17 protein-coding genes are annotated in these 16636 nt (G+C 72.2%); 6 read left to right on the top strand and 11 right to left on the bottom strand.

The window, feature by feature from the left end; genetic code table 11:
• Positions 1-14 precede the first annotated feature (14 nt).
• From ACP4IX_RS22545 to ACP4IX_RS22500, 10 genes are all read right to left on the bottom strand, one after another.
• Positions 15-1391 carry a cytochrome P450 gene (locus tag ACP4IX_RS22545; protein ID WP_426522395.1) on the bottom strand — a complete coding sequence of 459 codons (1377 nt, stop codon included), beginning with the start codon at positions 1389-1391 and terminating at the stop codon, positions 15-17.
• The gene (gene cyc1, locus ACP4IX_RS22540; protein WP_426556476.1) at positions 1388-2479 is read right to left on the bottom strand and encodes an epi-isozizaene synthase; all 1092 of its coding nucleotides are present in this window, start codon (positions 2477-2479) and stop codon (positions 1388-1390) included. The genes ACP4IX_RS22545 and cyc1 overlap by 4 nt, the downstream gene beginning before the upstream one ends.
• Before the next feature lie 248 nt (positions 2480-2727).
• A complete protein-coding gene (def, locus tag ACP4IX_RS22535) occupies positions 2728-3378 on the bottom strand; it encodes a peptide deformylase (RefSeq protein ID WP_426522394.1) in 651 nt (216 codons plus the stop codon).
• A gap of 87 nt (positions 3379-3465) precedes the next feature.
• Positions 3466-4446, bottom strand: coding sequence for a tetratricopeptide repeat protein (locus ACP4IX_RS22530; protein ID WP_426522393.1), 981 nt, complete (start codon positions 4444-4446; stop codon positions 3466-3468).
• A gap of 165 nt (positions 4447-4611) precedes the next feature.
• Positions 4612-5946 carry an HD-GYP domain-containing protein gene (locus ACP4IX_RS22525; RefSeq protein WP_426556475.1) on the bottom strand — a complete coding sequence of 445 codons (1335 nt, stop codon included), beginning with the start codon at positions 5944-5946 and terminating at the stop codon, positions 4612-4614.
• Positions 5947-6126: 180 nt separating this feature from the next.
• Positions 6127-7521, bottom strand: a complete 1395-nt coding sequence (locus tag ACP4IX_RS22520; protein ID WP_426522391.1) for an HD-GYP domain-containing protein — start codon at positions 7519-7521, stop codon at positions 6127-6129.
• 162 nt (positions 7522-7683) lie between these two features.
• Positions 7684-7995, bottom strand: coding sequence for a mycothiol system anti-sigma-R factor (gene rsrA / locus ACP4IX_RS22515; RefSeq protein WP_053136860.1), 312 nt, complete (start codon positions 7993-7995; stop codon positions 7684-7686).
• On the bottom strand, positions 7992-8675 hold the full coding sequence (sigR, locus tag ACP4IX_RS22510) for an RNA polymerase sigma factor SigR (protein WP_426522390.1): 684 nt from the start codon (positions 8673-8675) through the stop codon (positions 7992-7994). The genes rsrA and sigR overlap by 4 nt, the downstream gene beginning before the upstream one ends.
• Positions 8676-8933: 258 nt before the next feature.
• Complete coding sequence (locus ACP4IX_RS22505; RefSeq protein WP_426556474.1) at positions 8934-9590, bottom strand: alpha/beta family hydrolase; 657 nt, start codon at positions 9588-9590, stop codon at positions 8934-8936.
• Position 9591: 1 nt separating this feature from the next.
• Positions 9592-10407: an SOS response-associated peptidase gene (locus tag ACP4IX_RS22500; RefSeq protein WP_426522388.1), complete on the bottom strand. Its 816-nt coding sequence runs from the start codon at positions 10405-10407 to the stop codon at positions 9592-9594.
• Positions 10408-10511: 104 nt separating this feature from the next.
• On the opposite strand from ACP4IX_RS22500, the gene ACP4IX_RS22495 reads away from it, so the two are divergent.
• The 4 genes from ACP4IX_RS22495 to ACP4IX_RS22480 all read left to right on the top strand — a co-directional run bounded on the left by ACP4IX_RS22495 (position 10512) and on the right by ACP4IX_RS22480 (position 14193).
• Positions 10512-11234, top strand: a complete 723-nt coding sequence (locus ACP4IX_RS22495) for a M50 family metallopeptidase (RefSeq protein WP_426522387.1) — start codon at positions 10512-10514, stop codon at positions 11232-11234.
• Between the two features lie 148 nt (positions 11235-11382).
• The gene (gene aroA, locus ACP4IX_RS22490) at positions 11383-12699 is read left to right on the top strand and encodes a 3-phosphoshikimate 1-carboxyvinyltransferase (protein WP_426522386.1); all 1317 of its coding nucleotides are present in this window, start codon (positions 11383-11385) and stop codon (positions 12697-12699) included.
• A gap of 11 nt (positions 12700-12710) precedes the next feature.
• Positions 12711-13724 carry a ribosome small subunit-dependent GTPase A gene (gene rsgA / locus ACP4IX_RS22485; protein ID WP_426556473.1) on the top strand — a complete coding sequence of 338 codons (1014 nt, stop codon included), beginning with the start codon at positions 12711-12713 and terminating at the stop codon, positions 13722-13724.
• Between the two features lie 145 nt (positions 13725-13869).
• Entirely contained in the window at positions 13870-14193 is a 324-nt protein-coding gene (locus ACP4IX_RS22480) for a DMT family transporter (RefSeq protein ID WP_426522384.1), read from the top strand.
• Positions 14194-14198: 5 nt separating this feature from the next.
• On the opposite strand, the gene ACP4IX_RS22475 is transcribed toward ACP4IX_RS22480, so the two are convergent.
• The gene (locus ACP4IX_RS22475) at positions 14199-14825 is read right to left on the bottom strand and encodes a TetR/AcrR family transcriptional regulator (protein WP_426522383.1); all 627 of its coding nucleotides are present in this window, start codon (positions 14823-14825) and stop codon (positions 14199-14201) included.
• A gap of 336 nt (positions 14826-15161) precedes the next feature.
• On the opposite strand from ACP4IX_RS22475, the gene hisN reads away from it, so the two are divergent.
• Together hisN and ACP4IX_RS22465 are read left to right on the top strand one after the other, a co-directional pair.
• On the top strand, positions 15162-15962 hold the full coding sequence (gene hisN, locus ACP4IX_RS22470; RefSeq protein ID WP_426556472.1) for a histidinol-phosphatase: 801 nt from the start codon (positions 15162-15164) through the stop codon (positions 15960-15962).
• A gap of 143 nt (positions 15963-16105) precedes the next feature.
• On the top strand, positions 16106-16513 hold the full coding sequence (locus ACP4IX_RS22465) for a CBS domain-containing protein (RefSeq protein WP_426522381.1): 408 nt from the start codon (positions 16106-16108) through the stop codon (positions 16511-16513).
• Positions 16514-16636 lie beyond the last annotated feature (123 nt).

The raw sequence follows: 16636 nt of genomic DNA, 5'->3' as shown, positions 1-16636 counted from the left end.
CGACGCCGCGCCGCTCACCGTGCCACTGTCCTGACCAGCAGATCGTGCGGACGGAGCGTGATGCCCACGCGGACCGCGTCGTTCGAGCCCGCCACCTGCTCGAAGCGGTACTTCGCGGCGAGCGCCGCCGTGATCAGCGCCAGCTGCGCCATGGAGAAGTGGTCACTGGGGCACTTGCGATTGCCCACGCTGAAGGGCTTCATGGCGTACTTCGGCACATCCGTCGCGCGTTCCGGGAGCCAGCGGTCCGGGTCGAACGCCAGGTTGTCGGCGTACGACTTCGGATCGCGCTGGATTGCGTACGGACTGTAGATGATGTCCGACCCGGCCGGAATGCGATAGCCACCGAGTTCGGTCTCGACCACGGCGCGCCGCGTCAATATCCATACGGCCGGACGCAAACGCATGGCCTCCATGATGACATTGCCGGTGTGCGTGAGCCTCCGGACGTCCTCGAATGCCACGGGACGTCCGCCGGTGACCGTTTCGACTTCATCGCGTATGCGGTCGGCATGTTCCGGATGCTCGGCAAGTGCCTGCAGCAACCACATGATCGTGGAGGCGATGGTTTCACTGCCGGGGGTGAGTATCGCGACCACCTGGTCGTGGATCTCCTGTTCCCCGATCGGGTCGCCGTTGTCGTCCTTCGCCTCCAGTAATGCCGTCAGCAAATCGTCCGGCTTTTGACCGGATGCGCGGCGCTCGGCGATGATCTCGTCGACCAGGAGATGCAAATCGGCCAGCGCGTTGTTGAATTGGCGGTTGGCCGGCAGCGGCAGCCGGTAGAGCGGGCCCAGCGGGACCACCATCCGCCGGTACATGCCCCGGAAGACGGTGGCGAGCGCGACGCACAGCCGCTCGGCCCGCTCGTCCATGTACTGGCCGCGCAGCAGGCAGCGGGCCGCGACGCGCACGGCGACGCGGAAGGACTCGGAGGTGGCGTCGACGGTCCGTCCCGGCTGCCAGCGCTCGGTGAGCGCGTGCGCCTCCTCCTCCATGATCGGTCCGTAGGCGGGGATCGCGTCGAGCTTGAACGCCGGCTGGATGGTGCGCCGCTGGCGGCGGTGGAGCGGGCCGTTGGCGGTCGCCACGCCCTCCTTGCCGAGCAGGCCCTCCAGTGACTCCCACAGCGGGCCGGCTATGTGGTAGTCGGGGCTCAGGGCCAGGGCGCCGGTGAGCTCCGGGGTGGTGACCGCGTAGACGGTCTTCGGACCGAGCCTGATGCGCACGATGTCGCCGTGGTCGCGCAGCTGGGACATGTAGGCCAGCGGGTCGCGGGCCAGCCTCCAGCCGTGGCCGAGGAGCGGGACACCGCCGCCCGCCACAGGCGGCACACGCAGCTCCGGTGTCCCTTCGGAGCGGGTTTCGGGGTTGACGGACTCGACGGTCATTTCTCACCTGCCGCTTCGTTGTTGACGTACGGGGGCGTGGACCGGTCGTCCCAGCTGTCGACCATGTACCGGCCGGACTCGTGGTGGAACCAGTAGACGGAACTGAACCAGTTCCGCATATTGCCGACGCCGGCCCGTACGGCGCCGCTCAGTTCCTTTCCGCGTACGGTGCCGTCGTCGAGTTCGTCGGCGAACCGTAACGCGTCGTGTTCAACGTCGAGGAATTCCGTTACGCATTCCTCGACGCGTCGCCGGACTTCCGCGATTGCTTCTTGCAGGGTCAGTCCTTCATGGGTGACAAGACTGATTCCGAGATTATGGACCTCATCGCCCGCTATTTCTTTCGGCAGTGAGCAGAGGTCGTTGTACCAGGCGGCGAATTCCTGGCTCAGCAACGCTGCCCGGCGATATGCCGGATGCTTCCGGACGGCGTCCGGGAATTCACAGCCCGCGCTCGGCTCCAGCAGGTCGGTCCAGATCCAGTGGGCGAACGTGAGCCGGCGCAGTGCGAGGTACTCCTCGACGCCGGGCACGATCCCGCGGGTGCGGTTGTGGAATTCACGGTCGTACGCCTCGATCACCGCGTGGAAGTGCCGGGCGAAGCGGGCGTTCCACGTCGCCGGAGGCGGCAGGAAGGCGTACAGCCGGCGCACACTGTCCGCGAACCCCGCGACCAGCGTGTCCTCGTGGTGCAGGTGGTCCTCCGGTGAGTCGAGTGCCGTGTGCAGCTGGTCCCGCAGCCGCCGCCAGGCGGCCGGCCGGCCGTGGACGATGTCCCGGTCGTGCCGGTCGTCCCAGACGAAGAACCAGGCGCTGTAGTCCGCTATCGCCTGCATGACCTCGTCGGGGGCGCCCAGGTAGTACCCCGCCATGAGGTCCGTGTAGCACAGGCCATCGGCATATTCCTCGACCTTGTCCGCCGGCATGAGCCGTTTTTCCAGCAGCCAGGTGCGGGTGTTCTCCTGGAGCTTCGGCCAATACGGATGCAGTTGCCGGGGAAAAGCCGCCTCGATCACCGGAAGGCGCAGCGATGGCGGTACTGCGATCGCGGTCGGTGTCGCTGTGGTGCCGTGTGAGAAAGCATGCACGAACAAACCCCTCTCAGCCGCCGGTGGCGCACCCCTCTCGCCGAGCGGGACGTGCGCCGTTGCGTATCCCCGCACTTCCTATTCAGCACCACAACTGACCGCCGTGGGAACGGATTTGCTTCATTCGCCACCCCCGGTGCCGGAATTCTCCTGGTGTGTGGCAGGTTCCGGCATACGAACGGCGCCCGCTCGGGTGAGACCCGAACGGGCGCCGTGCGCACGGTGGATGTGTGACCGGTGGTGCGGTGTCAGTCGTTCGCGACCACGGGGTACCGTGGCTCGTTCTCGGCCATCTGCCGCAGCGCGTCCTTGCGTTCCCGCTTGGAGAGCCGGTCGATGTAGAGGTACCCGTACAGGTGGTCCGTCTCGTGCTGCAAACACCGTGCGAAGTAGCCGGTGCCGCGCACCCTGACCGGGTTCCCCTTCTCGTCCTGCCCGGTGACCTCGGCGTAGTCGGGGCGGGCGAGCGGCGCGTAGGCGGTCGGCACGGACAGGCAGCCCTCGTTGCTGTCGTCCAGCCTGCGCCGGTCGGCGGGCAGTTCGACGAGGACGGGGTTGCAGACCACGCCGACGTGGCGGACGCCCTCGTCGTCGGGGCAGTCGTAGACGAAGACCTTCTTGCCGACGCCGATCTGGTTGGCGGCCAGGCCCACGCCCTCGGCGGTGCGCTGGCTGGCGAACATGTCCGCGACCAGCTGCTGGAACTCCTCGCCGAAGTCGGTGACGTCCTCGCACTCCTTGTGCAGCACCGGGTTGCCGACCACCGTGATCGGACGCGAGGTGCCGCGTTCGCGCCAGGCCGCCTCGCGCTCCTCGCAGTCCTCGGTGTCGACGACGAACCCCTCGTCGTCCACGGGGAGCACGCCCGCGTGCTGCTGATCGGTGTCCTGCTGGGCCATGACCGACGTATGCCTTCCTCGAACAACTAAGGGTGATGCTGATGGCGACTGCTGCTGCAGAGCCCCCGGTAAAGACTACGGGGCCGCTCAGCAGACCTCTTCCAGATCCCGCCAGTCCCGTGAGTCCGGGCTGTCCGCGACCCATCCGTCCAGCAACCCCTTCACCAGCGCGGCCGGCGCGGCCACCCCGCACTCCCGCTCCGGCACCCACAGCTGCCCGTCGGTGCGGTGGCCGAGGGGCCCGGGGTGTCCGGGTTCGCTGTGGTCGTGCGGGTCGAGGTGCTCGCCCTCGCCCTCGTCGGACGGCATCCGTGACTCCGAGCACATCCGGCACAGCAGCCGGACCGACGACGACCAGTCCTCGGCGGCGAACCCGGCGTCGGCGGCGAGCTGCTCCAGGGCGTCCCGGTCGGACTCGGTGGCGGCCTCGAGGAGGACCACCCAGGTGGGGACGGGCGAGGGTGCCCACAGCTCGATCTCGTCGAAGACGGGGTAGGCGTGTCCGGCGGTGGTGGTCCGTTCGCCGTGCGGCACCCCGTCGTGCAGGACGACCTCGCCCCAGCGCCGGCCGGAGGACGGCAGCGGAATGGACAGCACCTCGATGCGGGCGGGGTCCAGCCGCCGCCCCCACACGACTTCGGCCTCCCCCTCCGGGGACAGCCGCACCGCCGCGCTGCCGAGGTCCATGCCGAGCGGCTCCCCGGCGTCCGTCGCGTCCCCGGGGGTGCGCAGCCCGTAGGCCTGCCAGGCCCGGCGGGCCAGCGGCCAGTCCTGCAGGGCGGTCGCGGCGATGCCGACGTTCCACCAGTCGGGCGCGCCGGTGTCCCGGCCGAGCAGTGCCACCGCCCTGAGGCCGGCCGCTCTGGCCTGCTCCCAGTCGTGCCGGAACTTGTGCAGCAGGGCGAGGTTGAACCACGACTCCGACAGCCAGGGTTCCAGGTCGGCGGCCCGCGTCAGCAGCGCGCCCGCGTCCTCGTAGCGACCGTCGCCGATCAGCGTGAACGCGCGGTCCGTGGCCTGCCGCCAGGAGGCGGAGGGCCGGTGCCGTCCCTTGCCGAAGATCCTCACGATTCCCGCCTGCCAGTTCCGTTCAGTGGGCTGGCTGTGCCTTTCCGCGCCCCCGGACACCTTCTCCTTCGCATCCAACCACGTACGGCTGGAAGGGCGCTCATTACCCATGGGTTACCCAGCCGCGGGCGCGGTAAGACTGCCCGCCCGTCTCCCGTCCCGCCCTCAGCCGAGACGCTCACGCGCCGCCCCTCCCCGCCGGGAGAGCACCCGGGCCAGTGCCTCCACGACATCGGGAGCGTAGTCGCCCGCGGTGGCCAGGCGCAGCTCCTCCAGCGCCGTGAGGCCGCCGCCGGGCCCGGCGGCCCGTGTCTTCTCCTCGTAGGCGTTCACGGCTCGCACGATCCGCGCGGCGACCGGCTGCTCCCGGCAGGGGTCGGCCTGCCGCTCCACCACCACGGCGACGGCCGCGTCGACCCCGGTCTGGCGGACGACCGCCCCGCCGAGGAGCGCGATCCTCCGCTGTTCCGCGGCGGGCAGGCCGGCGGTGGCTCCGGCCGGGACCGGGTCGACCAGGCTCAGCTGGCCGATGTCGTGCATGAGGGCCGCGTACTCCAGCACGGTCAGCTCGGCCCCGGACAGCCCCAGGTCCCGGCCGACGGCGCAGCTCAGTTCGGCGACGCGGCGGGCGTGCCCGGCCGGGGTGTACCCGGCGATCTCGGTGGCCCGGGCCAGGGAGGCGATGGTCTGCCGGTAGGTGGCCCGGACGGCCGCGTACCGCCGGTAGGACAGCTGGGTGAGCAGGAGCGGGACGCAGAGGACGGGGAGCGCCCACAGTCCCGCGACGGCCACCGCGAGCGCCATCACCGCCCCGGTCGCGCACACCGCGGACGTCACGCCGGCCATGCCGCGCAGTTCCTCGCGCAGCAGCGGGCCGAAGGGCCACCCGGTGCGCGCGTGCGCGGGTGCCGCGGCGAGTACGGCGTCGCACAGCGTGGACAGGGCGAGCAGCACGATCAGCAGCAGCGCGTAGGCGGGGCCGCTCCAGTCGCGGAACGCGCCCCGGCCGGACAGCGGCTGGAAGCACAGGGCGGCGAAGGCGACGGTCAGCACCCGCCGCGCGAGGTGTTCCAGCACCGGCCCGCCGCCCCGCGCGATGCAGGGGACGCTGCCGAGCAGCGAGGCGGCGAGCACCACCGTGACCGTCTGGGCGACACCGTGGTGCGTGGGACGCCCGGCGATGTCCCCGAGCAGCGCGTACGCCAGCGCCCCCGCGGCCGCGAGCGGCGCGGCCTCCCGGCCCTCGGCCCCGGCCCTCCGGGTGAGTTCACCGAGGGCGACGAGGACGCCGAAAGCGAGCGCCACGGGCCGCTCGGCCAGTCCCGACCACAGCACGGAGGCGAGGCAGGCGAGCGCGAGGAGACCGGCGCAGGCGGGGACCAGGAGGAGGATCACCGGGGACCGGGGGCGGGGCCCGGCCCGCGGCAGCGACCGGCCCCGTACCGGGACGTCGTCGGTAGCCGGTGCCGGGGCGGTGTCACGGCGGGCCCCCGCCGGCATGGTCGCCCGGTTCGTCGGGGCCGGCTCCCGTCGGCCGGGGGAAGCCGGGGCGTCCCGTGCCCGCACGGCCGGCCCTCCCCGGCGGGGAGCCGGCCGGCGTCCGGCGGGCCACCGCCCGCGACCGGCGACCGCGTTTCGGGTACGACCACCGGCGCCGGTCCGCCACGGCCCTCGGCCCCGTCACGGCGCTCCCCTCCCGGCGCTGTCCCGCGCGTCCTCGCCCCGGGCGGCGAGCGCGCCGCCGGGGAAGGCGGGTGGTGCCGGTGTGCCGCCGGAGAGGGCCGGTGCCGGTGTGCCGTCCGCCGTCACCGCCGGGTGCCGGCCCTCGCGTCCCAGGGCGCGGACCAGTGCCCCGACCATCCGTGGGTCGAAGTGCGCTCCGGCGCACCGCTGGAGTTCCTCCACCGCCGCCGCGACGGGACGCGCCCGGCTGTAGGAACGCGTGGACGTCATGGCGTCGAAGGCGTCGGCGACGGCCACCACCCGGGCCGATTCCGGAATGCGGTCGCCGGCCAGACCGTAGGGGTAGCCGCTGCCGTCCAGCCGTTCGTGGTGATGCAGGACGGCGGCCCGGGCCTCGCCCAGGAAGCGGATGCCGCGCACCATCTCGTGCCCGTACTCGGGGTGCAGTTCGATCACCCGGCGCTCCTCGGGCGTCAGCGGCCCGTCCTTGCGCAGCAGCCGGGTGGGCACGCCGAGCTTGCCCACGTCGTGCAGGATGCCGGCGAAGCGGAGCGTCTCGACGCGCTCGTCGTCCATGCCCAGCTCGCGGGCGATCAGCATCGAGGCCTGGCCGACGCGCTCGCTGTGCCCGCGCGTGTAGCCGTCCTTGAGGTCGACGGCCTGCACCAGCGCGCGGACGGTCGCCCGGTGCGCGGCCCGCTCCCGGTGGTACTGGGCGAACGCCCACCACGCCACGCACATCGGCAGCAGCACGAGCAGCGCGGCGACGGGGCCGTACGGGCTGAGCCACAGGACGGCCATCATCAGTCCGGCGAGCCCGTGTACGGCGATCGGCGCGAGCGACCGGGAGAACCGGTCCCGCCACGCGCGGCCGGCCAGGACGCTCCCCCGCTGTCCCGGGGGCGCGGGCGGCACCCCCGTGGCGAGCGCCAGGACGCCGCCGTCCAGCAGGGTCAGTACCAGGCAGAACGCCAGTACCGCGGCCCCGGCCGGCACGAGCGCGTACGGCAGGTCGGGGGTGACGACCGCGTCCCGCCCGCCCAGCTCCCGGTGGACCCGGGACGCGGCCCACACGGCGAGCGTCAGCTGCCCGGCCCGCCACGCGCGCCGCAGGGTGAAGGGGCGTTGCGCCACCGGGGACAGCAGGGCCCCGGGCAGCACCACGAGTGCGGCGGCGGGCGGTGGCAGCAGGAAGGCCCCGGCGAGCAGCACGGAGTAGCAGGTCCCGACGGGACGGGACCGGGCGACCAGTTCCGAGCCCGCGTACAGCCCGGCGGACAGCAGCACCGCCCACCAGGGCGTGTGCGACCGGGGCAGCGGGCTCAGGCAGAGCAGGGCGGCGAGGACGACACCGGCGACGTAGACACGCGCCCGTGCCGGTACCGCGTCCATGAGCCCCTCCCCCGGCCATGCCTGTCAGGCTTCCGGAGCCTAGGACGGCGGCGGGGGAACGCGGGCAGACAACCCGTGGATTAGCACGTACGAGTGACGCGGCACGACGCGACACGAGTGACGCGACGCGAGCGACGCGCCATGCCCCGTGCGTGGACCGTCTCAGGACTCCTGAGGAGCCGGCGGCGCGGCCGTGACGTCGTGCTCGGGCACGGACTGCCCGGAGCGGATCAGGTCGATCCGGCCCATGACCTTGGAACGCAGGTCACCCGGCACGTCGTCCTGTCCGCAACACCGCTTGACCAGCTTCTTCACGGCCTGCTCCAGCCCGTACTTCTCCAGGCAGGGCGAGCACTCCTCGAAGTGGTGCTCGAACTTCACGCAGTCCGAGTCCGGCATCTCCTTGTCGAGGAACTCGTAGAGATGATCGAGGATCTCGCTGCAATCCGTCTCGTGCGGCTCTCCGCAGCTCATGACCCCGAGCCTTTCGCTTCGTTCGACTCTCCGGCGCCGGCCGGGACAAGGCCGCGGTCGCGGGCGTAGTCCTCCAGCATGCCGCGCAGCTGACGGCGCCCACGGTGCAGCCGGGACATCACCGTACCGATGGGTGTCCCCATGATGTCGGCGATCTCCTTGTAGGCAAAGCCCTCCACATCCGCCAGATACACGGCGATGCGGAACTCCTCGGGGATCGCCTGGAGCGCCTGCTTCACGTCCGAGTCGGGCAGGTGGTCGAGCGCCTGCGACTCCGCGGAGCGCAGACCCGTCGACATGTGCGACTCGGCGCGCGCGAGCTGCCAGTCCTCGATCTCCTCGGCCGCGCTGCGCTGGGGTTCGCGCTGCTTCTTGCGGTACGAGTTGATGAAGGTGTTGGTGAGGATCCGGTACAGCCACGCCTTGAGGTTGGTGCCCTCGCGGAACTGGTGGAAGGACGCGTACGCCTTGGCGTAGGTCTCCTGCACCAGGTCCTCGGCGTCGGCCGGATTACGCGTCATGCGCAGCGCGGCCGAGTACATCTGGTCGAGGAACTCGAGCGCGTCCCGCTCGAAGCGCGCGCTGCGCTCCGCGGTCGACTCCGCGCCCTTGCCCCGGCCCTCGGGCTGCTCCGCCTGGCCGTGTTCGGTCCCTGCGTCGGTCCCAGTGACCGGACCCACCTCCTCCAACGATGTCGCGAGACCGAGACCGGCCCCACTCGAATCGGAGGATAGACGACGATCCGGCCCGCCCGCCGCCCGAATAGAGGCGGTCTTCGCCGCGTGCAGCACCGTCCAGTCCAGGTCGGCGCGGCTGCTGCGACTTGGGCAGAAGGCTGAAGCCATGCGGCGGACTTCCTCTCGTACGGCGTCGGTGCTGATTCTCAGCAACGTATGTCCGCCACAACAGCGGGCGTCCGCCGGTCATTCCCAGGGCCGTCAGCCGAGTGAGCGGGTCCACTCCGCGACACCTTCGGTGATCAGCTCCAGTGCCCTCTCCTGGCTGATCTCCACCCGCTTGGGCACGGCGAAGCCGTGGTCGCCGTGCGGGATCTCGATCAGGTCGTACGTCTCCCCGGGGGTCACGGGGAACTCCTCGGGCCGGCCGAAGGGGTCGTTGCCGCCCTGGACGACGAGTGTGGGGACGCCGGCGCCGAGCAGCTCGCCGGCGCGGGACTTCTCGGGCTTGCCCGGTGGGTGCAGCGGGAAGCTCAGGGCGAGGACGGCGTGGGCGCCCAGTTCGGCGGCGGTGCGGCAGGCGACCCGGGCGCCGGCGCTCCGGCCGCCGGAGATCACCGGCAGCCCGGGGGCGGCCAGCGCGGGCCAGACGCCCCGCCAGCCGGTGTCCAGGGTCTTCGGCGCGGGCGCCAGCTTCTTGCCGGCCACCCGCCAGGGCTGTTCGACCAGGGCGACGCTGACGCCGTGCGCGGGCAGCACGGCCGCCAGCGCCCGCAGGTCGCGCGCCTCGATGCCGCCGCCCGCGCCGTGGCTCGCGGCCAGGACGAGGCGGGGCTCCGTCGCCGGGTGCCAGGTGATGCGGGCCGGGCCGGCGTCCGTCTCGACCGTCTCGGTCGGATCCGTTGTCGCATGCGTCACGTCAGAAGAGTGTGCCCTCTTCCGGCCCTTCCAGCTCCTTCAACAGCTCCGGCCCGTTGTTGCGGACGTTGCTGACGGAGGTGGAGACGGGGAACGCGCGCATCAGCCCGGTGGGCGGCGGTGCCAGCAGGGAGGTCAGCTCGTCGGGGTCGGTGCGCGCCGGGTCGAGCCAGTCGTCCCACCGGTCCGGCGTCAGCATCAGCGGCATCCGCGGGTGGATCTCGGCGAGCGCGTGCGGGCCGTCGGCCGGGGCGACCGCCAGCGGCGCGGCCTCCGCCTCGGTGGTGATCACCGAACACGTCACCCACCAGGCCTGCGGGTGGTCGTCCGGCAGTGTCCTGTCCCGCCAGAACTCGTACAGCCCCGCCATGGCGAACACGGAGCCGTCGGCCGGAGTCACGAAGTACGGCTGCTTGCGGGGCCGCTTCCTGCGCCCCTCGACCTCCAGGTCGCGCTCCTGTCTGCCGGTCACCCACTCGTAGTAGCCGTCGGCGGGCAGGATGCAGCGCCGGGTGGCGAAGGCGCGCCGGAAGGAAGGCTTCTCGTGGACGGTCTCCGCGCGCGCGTTGATCATCCGGGCGCCGCCCTCGGGCGTCTTGGACCAGGAGGGGACGAGGCCCCACTTGAGTGTGCGCAGCTGGCGAACCGGCCTCGGGTCCCCGGCGTCTTTCAGGGGGCGGTCCAGGACGGCGTGGACCTCCTTGGTGGGGGCCACGTTGTAGTCGGGCTCCAAGGTCTCCTCGGGCTCCCACTTCTCGATTTCAAAGATTCCCGCGAGATCCTCGGGTCGACGACTCGCCGCATACCGTCCGCACATACGTGCCACACTGCCAGGCCCGCCCGTCTCCCGGCCACCACCCCTCACCGAGGCGCTTCGCGCCGCACCCGCTGAACCGCGCACACGAGGAGCCCTCACCGCACATGGACCACCTCGCAACGGCCTCGCTCGCCTCCCTCTGGGACGAGGTCTCCGGCACCCAGCCCGATCCCGACCTGTGGGTGGTGATCGTCACCCTGGTCGCCGCGCTCGCCGTCGTCGTGCCGCAGGGGCTGTGGCGGATGGCGCGCAACGCCATCACCATCGCCCACGAGGGCGGCCACGGCCTCGTGGCCCTGCTCACCGGGCGCACACTGACCGGCATCACCCTGCACTCGGACACCAGCGGCCTGACCGTCAGCCGCGGCAAGCCGCACGGACTCGGCATGATCCTCACCGCGGTCTCCGGCTACACCGCACCCCCGCTGCTCGGCCTCGGCGGTGCCGCACTGCTGACCTCCGGACGCATCACCCTGCTGCTGTGGCTGGCGACGGCACTGCTCGTGGCCCTGCTGGTGATGGTCCGCAACGCCTACGGGGTGCTCACGGTGGTGCTCACCGGCACCACGTTCGTCCTGGTGTCCTGGCTGGCCGGGCCCCAGGTGCAGGCGGCCTTCGCCTACGCGGTGGTGTGGTTCCTGCTGCTGGGCGGGGTGCGCCCGGCGTTCGAGCTGCAGGCCAAGCGGGCGCGGGGCGGCGCCGGCGACTCGGACGCGGACCAGCTGGCCCGGCTGACCCACGCACCGGCGGGGGTGTGGTTCTTCCTGTTCCACGCGGTGTCGCTGTGCTCGCTGATCGGCGGGGGACGCTGGCTGCTGGAGCTGTGAACGGGACGCTCCCCTTCAGCTTTCCGTCCCCGCGCTCCGCATATATGCACGGCAATTGCACGATCGTATTGCACTGTCGCGTTTTCGGTCAGGTTTCTCCGCTTTTGATCAAGATCTCCGGTCGTTCCCTGCCATTAAAGTGGGGCCCATGACCGTGAACCCCGCGCACACCGCCCTCTGGCCCGCCCCGCACGCGAGCGGAGCCGTCGACGCGACCGTCCACGTGCCCGGGTCCAAATCGGTCACCAACCGCGCCCTGGTGCTGGCCGCCCTCGCCTCCGAGCCCGGCTGGCTGCGCCGCCCGCTGCGCTCCCGCGACACCCTGCTGATGGCCGGCGCCCTGCGCGCGATGGGCGTCGAGATCGAGGAGGGCGTCGGTCCCGAGGGCACCGGCGAGTTCTGGCGGGTCATCCCGGCGGGCCTGCGCGGCCCGGCCACCGTCGACGTGGGCAACGCCGGCACGGTCATGCGCTTCCTGCCGCCGGTCGCCACGCTCGCCGACGGCGCCATCCGGTTCGACGGCGACCCGCGCTCGTACGAGCGCCCCCTGCACGGCGTGATCGACGCGCTGCGCGCCCTCGGAGCCCGCGTCGACGACGACGGGCGCGGCGCGCTGCCGATGACCGTGCACGGCAGCGGCGCCCTGGAGGGCGGTCCGGTCGAGATCGACGCGTCGTCGTCCTCCCAGTTCGTCAGCGCGCTGCTGCTGTCCGGCCCGCGCTTCAACCAGGGCGTGGAGGTCCGCCACACCGGCTCCGCGCTGCCGTCCATGCCGCACATCCGGATGACCGTCGACATGCTGCGCTCGGTCGGCGCCCAGGTCGACACCCCGGAGTCCGGCGGCGAGCCGAACGTCTGGCGGGTCACGCCGGGCGCGCTCCTCGGCCGGGACCTGACGATCGAGCCGGACCTGTCCAACGCCCAGCCGTTCCTGGCGGCGGCGCTCGTGACCGGCGGCAGGGTCGTCATCCCCGACTGGCCGTCCCGCACCACCCAGCCCGGTGACCGGCTCCGCGAGATCTTCACCGAGATGGGCGGCTCCTGCGAACTGACGGACTACGGACTCGTCTTCACCGGATCGGGTGCGGTGCACGGCATCGACGTGGACCTCGGCGAGGTCGGCGAGCTGACCCCGGGCATCGCGGCCGTCGCCGCCCTCGCGGACTCCCCCTCCACCCTGCGCGGGGTCGCGCATCTGCGCCTGCACGAGACGGACCGGCTGGCCGCGCTCACCAAGGAGATCAACGAGCTCGGCGGCGACGTCACCGAGACCGCCGACGGCCTGCACATCCGCCCGCGCCGCCTGCACGGGGGCGTCTTCCACACCTACGAGGACCACCGCATGGCCACCGCCGGAGCGATCGTCGGCCTCGCGGTCGAGGGCGTGCAGATCGAGAACGTGGCGACGACCGCCAAGACCCTCCCCGAATTCCCCGACCTGTGGACCGGGATGCTCGAGGCGTAGGACGGTTCGCCATGCGCCGCTACGGCAAGCACACCGACGAGGACGACATCCGCTCCCGCCCCAACCGCAAGGGCAACAGGCCGCGCACCCACATCCGGCCCAAGCACGAGGACGCCGCCGCCGGCCTGGTCCTCACCGTGGACCGGGGCCGGCTGACCTGCCTGGTCGAGGACCGGATCGTCATGGCCATGAAGGCCCGCGAACTGGGCCGCAAGGCGGCGGTCGTCGGCGACCGGGTGGCACTGGTCGGCGACCTCACCGGCAGGAAGGACACCCTCGCGCGCATCGTCCGCATCGAGGAGCGCACCTCGCTGCTGCGCCGCACGGCGGACGACGACGACCCCTACGAGCGCGTGGTCGTCGCCAACGCCGACCAGCTCGCCATCGTCACCGCCCTCGCCGATCCCGAGCCGCGCCCCCGCCTGATCGACCGCTGCCTGGTCGCGGCGTTCGACGGCGGTCTCACCCCGCTGCTCGTCATGACCAAGTCGGACCTCGCGCCGCCCGACGAACTCCTGGAACTGTACGGCGCGTTGGACATCCCGTACGTCGTCACCAGCCGCGAGGAACTGGAGAACGGCGCCGCGGCCGACCTCGTCCGTGAGCACCTGGACGGGAAGATCACGGCCTTCGTCGGCCACTCCGGCGTCGGCAAGACGACCCTCGTCAACACCCTGGTGCCCGAGGACCGCCGCCGCGTGACGGGCCACGTCAACGCGGTGACGGGACGCGGCCGGCACACGACGACGTCGGCCCTCGCCCTGCCGCTGTCCTCCGAGGCGGGTGGCTGGGTCGTCGACACTCCGGGCGTACGGTCGTTCGGGCTGGCGCACATCGACCCGTCCCGGGTGATCAACGCCTTCCCGGACCTGGTGCCCGGCACGGAGGGCTGCCCGCGCGCGTGCGGCCACGACGAGCCCGACTGCGCGCTCGACGCCTGGGTCGCCGAGGGGCACGCCGACCCCGCGCGGCTGTACTCGCTGCGTCGGCTGCTGTCGACGCGGGAGCGGAAGGAAGGCGACTGACCTCCGCGTTGTTTGCCGTGCCGTGGTACCGGTAAGTGCATAATCGCACCACGTCGCATCCACGTCGTGTCCACGTCCGGGCAGGATCGGACGAGGCGACCGATCGGCGCAGCGGTCACGGTACGGGACTACGGGAGGACAACACATGGCGTGGCTGCTGGTCGTAGTGGCCGGGGTGCTCGAAACCGGCTTCGCCGTATGCCTGAAGCTGTCGCACGGTTTCACCCGGCTCTGGCCCACCATCGCCTTCTGCGTCTTCGCGCTGGGCAGTTTCGGCCTGCTGACCATGTCCTTGAAGAAACTCGACGTCGGCCCCGCGTACGCGGTGTGGACCGGCATCGGCGCGGCGGGCACCGCCATCTACGGCATGGTCTTCCTCGGGGACCTGGTCTCGACACTGAAGATCGTCTCGATCAGCCTGGTCATCATCGGCGTGATCGGGCTGCAGTTGTCGGGCTCGGCGCACTGAGGCGTTCACCGCCGCGGCGCCGGCCGGCGCGGCAGGGCGGCGCGCACGAGGTCCGCCACCCCGCCCTCGGCGGGCGGCGCCGCGACGCAGGACAGGGCGAGACGTACAGCCAGTTCGCAGGAGCGGGCCAACTCGGTGGCGTCCGGCCACGGAAACGTGCCGCCGCGCTTCAGGACGACGGCCACGGCACGGTCGCGCACGAGGGCGACGAAGTCGCCGGGCGAGGGCAGCGGACCGTCGGCCCGGCGCTGGGCCGGCACGGCCGAGGAGGACGGCACCGCGATCAGGGCCGGGGAGGGCAGCCGCTCGTTCCAGCAGCCGGTGAGCATGGCCCGCACCAGCGCGTTGTCCCTGGCGACGGACGTGGTCCACTCGGCGGTCGCGGTGAGCCGTTCGCACGAGTCGTCCTCGGGGCCGCCGGCAAGGGCCCGCTCCACGCCGGCCAGGTATCCGTCCGCCTCCCTGCGGACGAGCGCCCGGGCGAGGCCCTCCTTGCTCCCGAACTCGTTGTACAACGTCTGCCGGGACACTCCGGCCACCGCCGCGACGTCCACCATCCGCACAGCGGACCACGGCCGGCGCGCCAGCGCCGCGTAAGCGGCATCGAGCAGGGACTCCCGGGCTGCAGGCACCCTCGCCTCCCTCGGGCCGAGCGACTCCGTGCCCAGATTTGACGGGCACGGTGGCACTGTCAAGGGCCTTCGCGCATGCCGCCGCGGCCGCCGGCGGCCACACACCGACACGGACACCGGCAGTCGGACACCGTCCCGGCCACCGGCGGTCGCCCGCCGGCACGACCGCGGGCAGTCGCACGCCGCCACGCCGGACCGCGCACCCTCCTGCATCCGGCCCCGACGGGCCCGGGCCCCGCCGGACACCGGCCCAGGGGCCCACCGGCGCCGGCACCCGCCCTCCGCCCGCCGAACCCCTGGTAGCCGCGCCCCTCCCCCGGCAGATACCGTGACCGCATGGCCGACTACCTCGACGACCTCCGCCTCGCCCACGTTCTCGCGGACGCCGCCGACGCCGCGACGATGGAACGCTTCAAGGCCCTCGACCTGAAGGTCGAGACCAAGCCGGACATGACCCCGGTGAGCGAGGCGGACAAGGCCGCCGAGGAACTCATCCGCGGCCACCTCGCCCGCGCCCGCCCCCGCGACGCGGTCCTCGGCGAGGAGTACGGCGTCGAGGGCACCGGCCCCCGCCGCTGGATCATCGACCCGATCGACGGCACCAAGAACTACGTGCGCGGCGTCCCCGTCTGGGCCACCCTCATCGCCCTCATGGAGGCGGGCGAGGGCGGCTACCAGCCCGTCGTCGGCCTCGCCTCCGCCCCGGCGCTCGGCCGCCGCTGGTGGGCGGTGAAGGGCCACGGCGCCTTCACCGGCCGCAGCCTGACCTCGGCCTCCCGGCTGCGGGTCTCCCAGGTCTCCGCGCTCTCCGACGCCTCCTTCGCGTACTCGTCGCTCGGCGGCTGGGAGGAACAGGGCCGGCTCGACGGTTTCCTCGACCTGACCCGCGAGGTGTGGCGCACGCGCGCGTACGGTGACTTCTGGCCGTACATGATGGTCGCCGAGGGCTCGGTCGACATCTGCGCCGAACCCGAGCTCTCCCTCTGGGACATGGCCGCGAACTCGATCATCGTCACGGAGGCCGGCGGCACCTTCACCGGCCTCGACGGCCGCCCCGGTCCGAACAGCGGCAACGCGGCGGCGTCGAACGGCCGGCTGCACGACGAGCTTCTCGGGTACCTCAACCAGCGTTACTGAGCGCGTTCCTGACGCCCCCGCACCGCACCCCGTCCAGCCTCTTGTTGACCCGTGCGGTACCTGCCACTCTGGGAGTCCCCCACTTGTGAACTTGTGAATCCATGAACCGACTCATGGATCACCGGCAGGAGGTGGCTCCACCCATGCTCGTCCGCGAAGCCATGAGCACGGTCGTCCTCACCATCGGACCCACCCACACCCTCCGCCAGGCCGCCGCCCTGATGTCCGCACGCCGCGTCGGCGCGGCCGTGGTGCACGACCCCGACGCCGGCGGCATCGGCATCCTCACCGAACGCGACGTCCTCGTCTCGGTCGGCCTGGGCCAGGACCCGGACACCGAACGCGCCCACGCCCACACCACCACCGACGTCGTGTTCGCCGCACCGTCCTGGACCGTGGAGGAGGCGGCCCGGGCGATGGCGCACGGCGGTTTCCGCCACCTCATCGTCCTCGACCGCGGGGAGCCCGCCGGCATCGTCTCGGTACGCGACATCATCCGCTGCTGGGCACCGGCACGGTCGCGGCACGGGACACCGGCGGTGACCGCCTGACGACAGTCCGTCCGGCGGCATTGCCGGTGACGCCCACCGCGCCACCGCCGCCGACACGACGAACGGGCCGGACCCCCGTACCCGGGGATCCGGCCCGCCGCTACGACAAGCGGTCCAGTGCTG

It is taken from the genome of Streptomyces sp. WG5 (genome assembly GCF_049974565.1).
Classification (GTDB): Bacteria; Actinomycetota; Actinomycetes; order Streptomycetales; family Streptomycetaceae; genus Streptomyces.
This window is presented reverse-complemented; position numbering and strand designations above follow the sequence as displayed.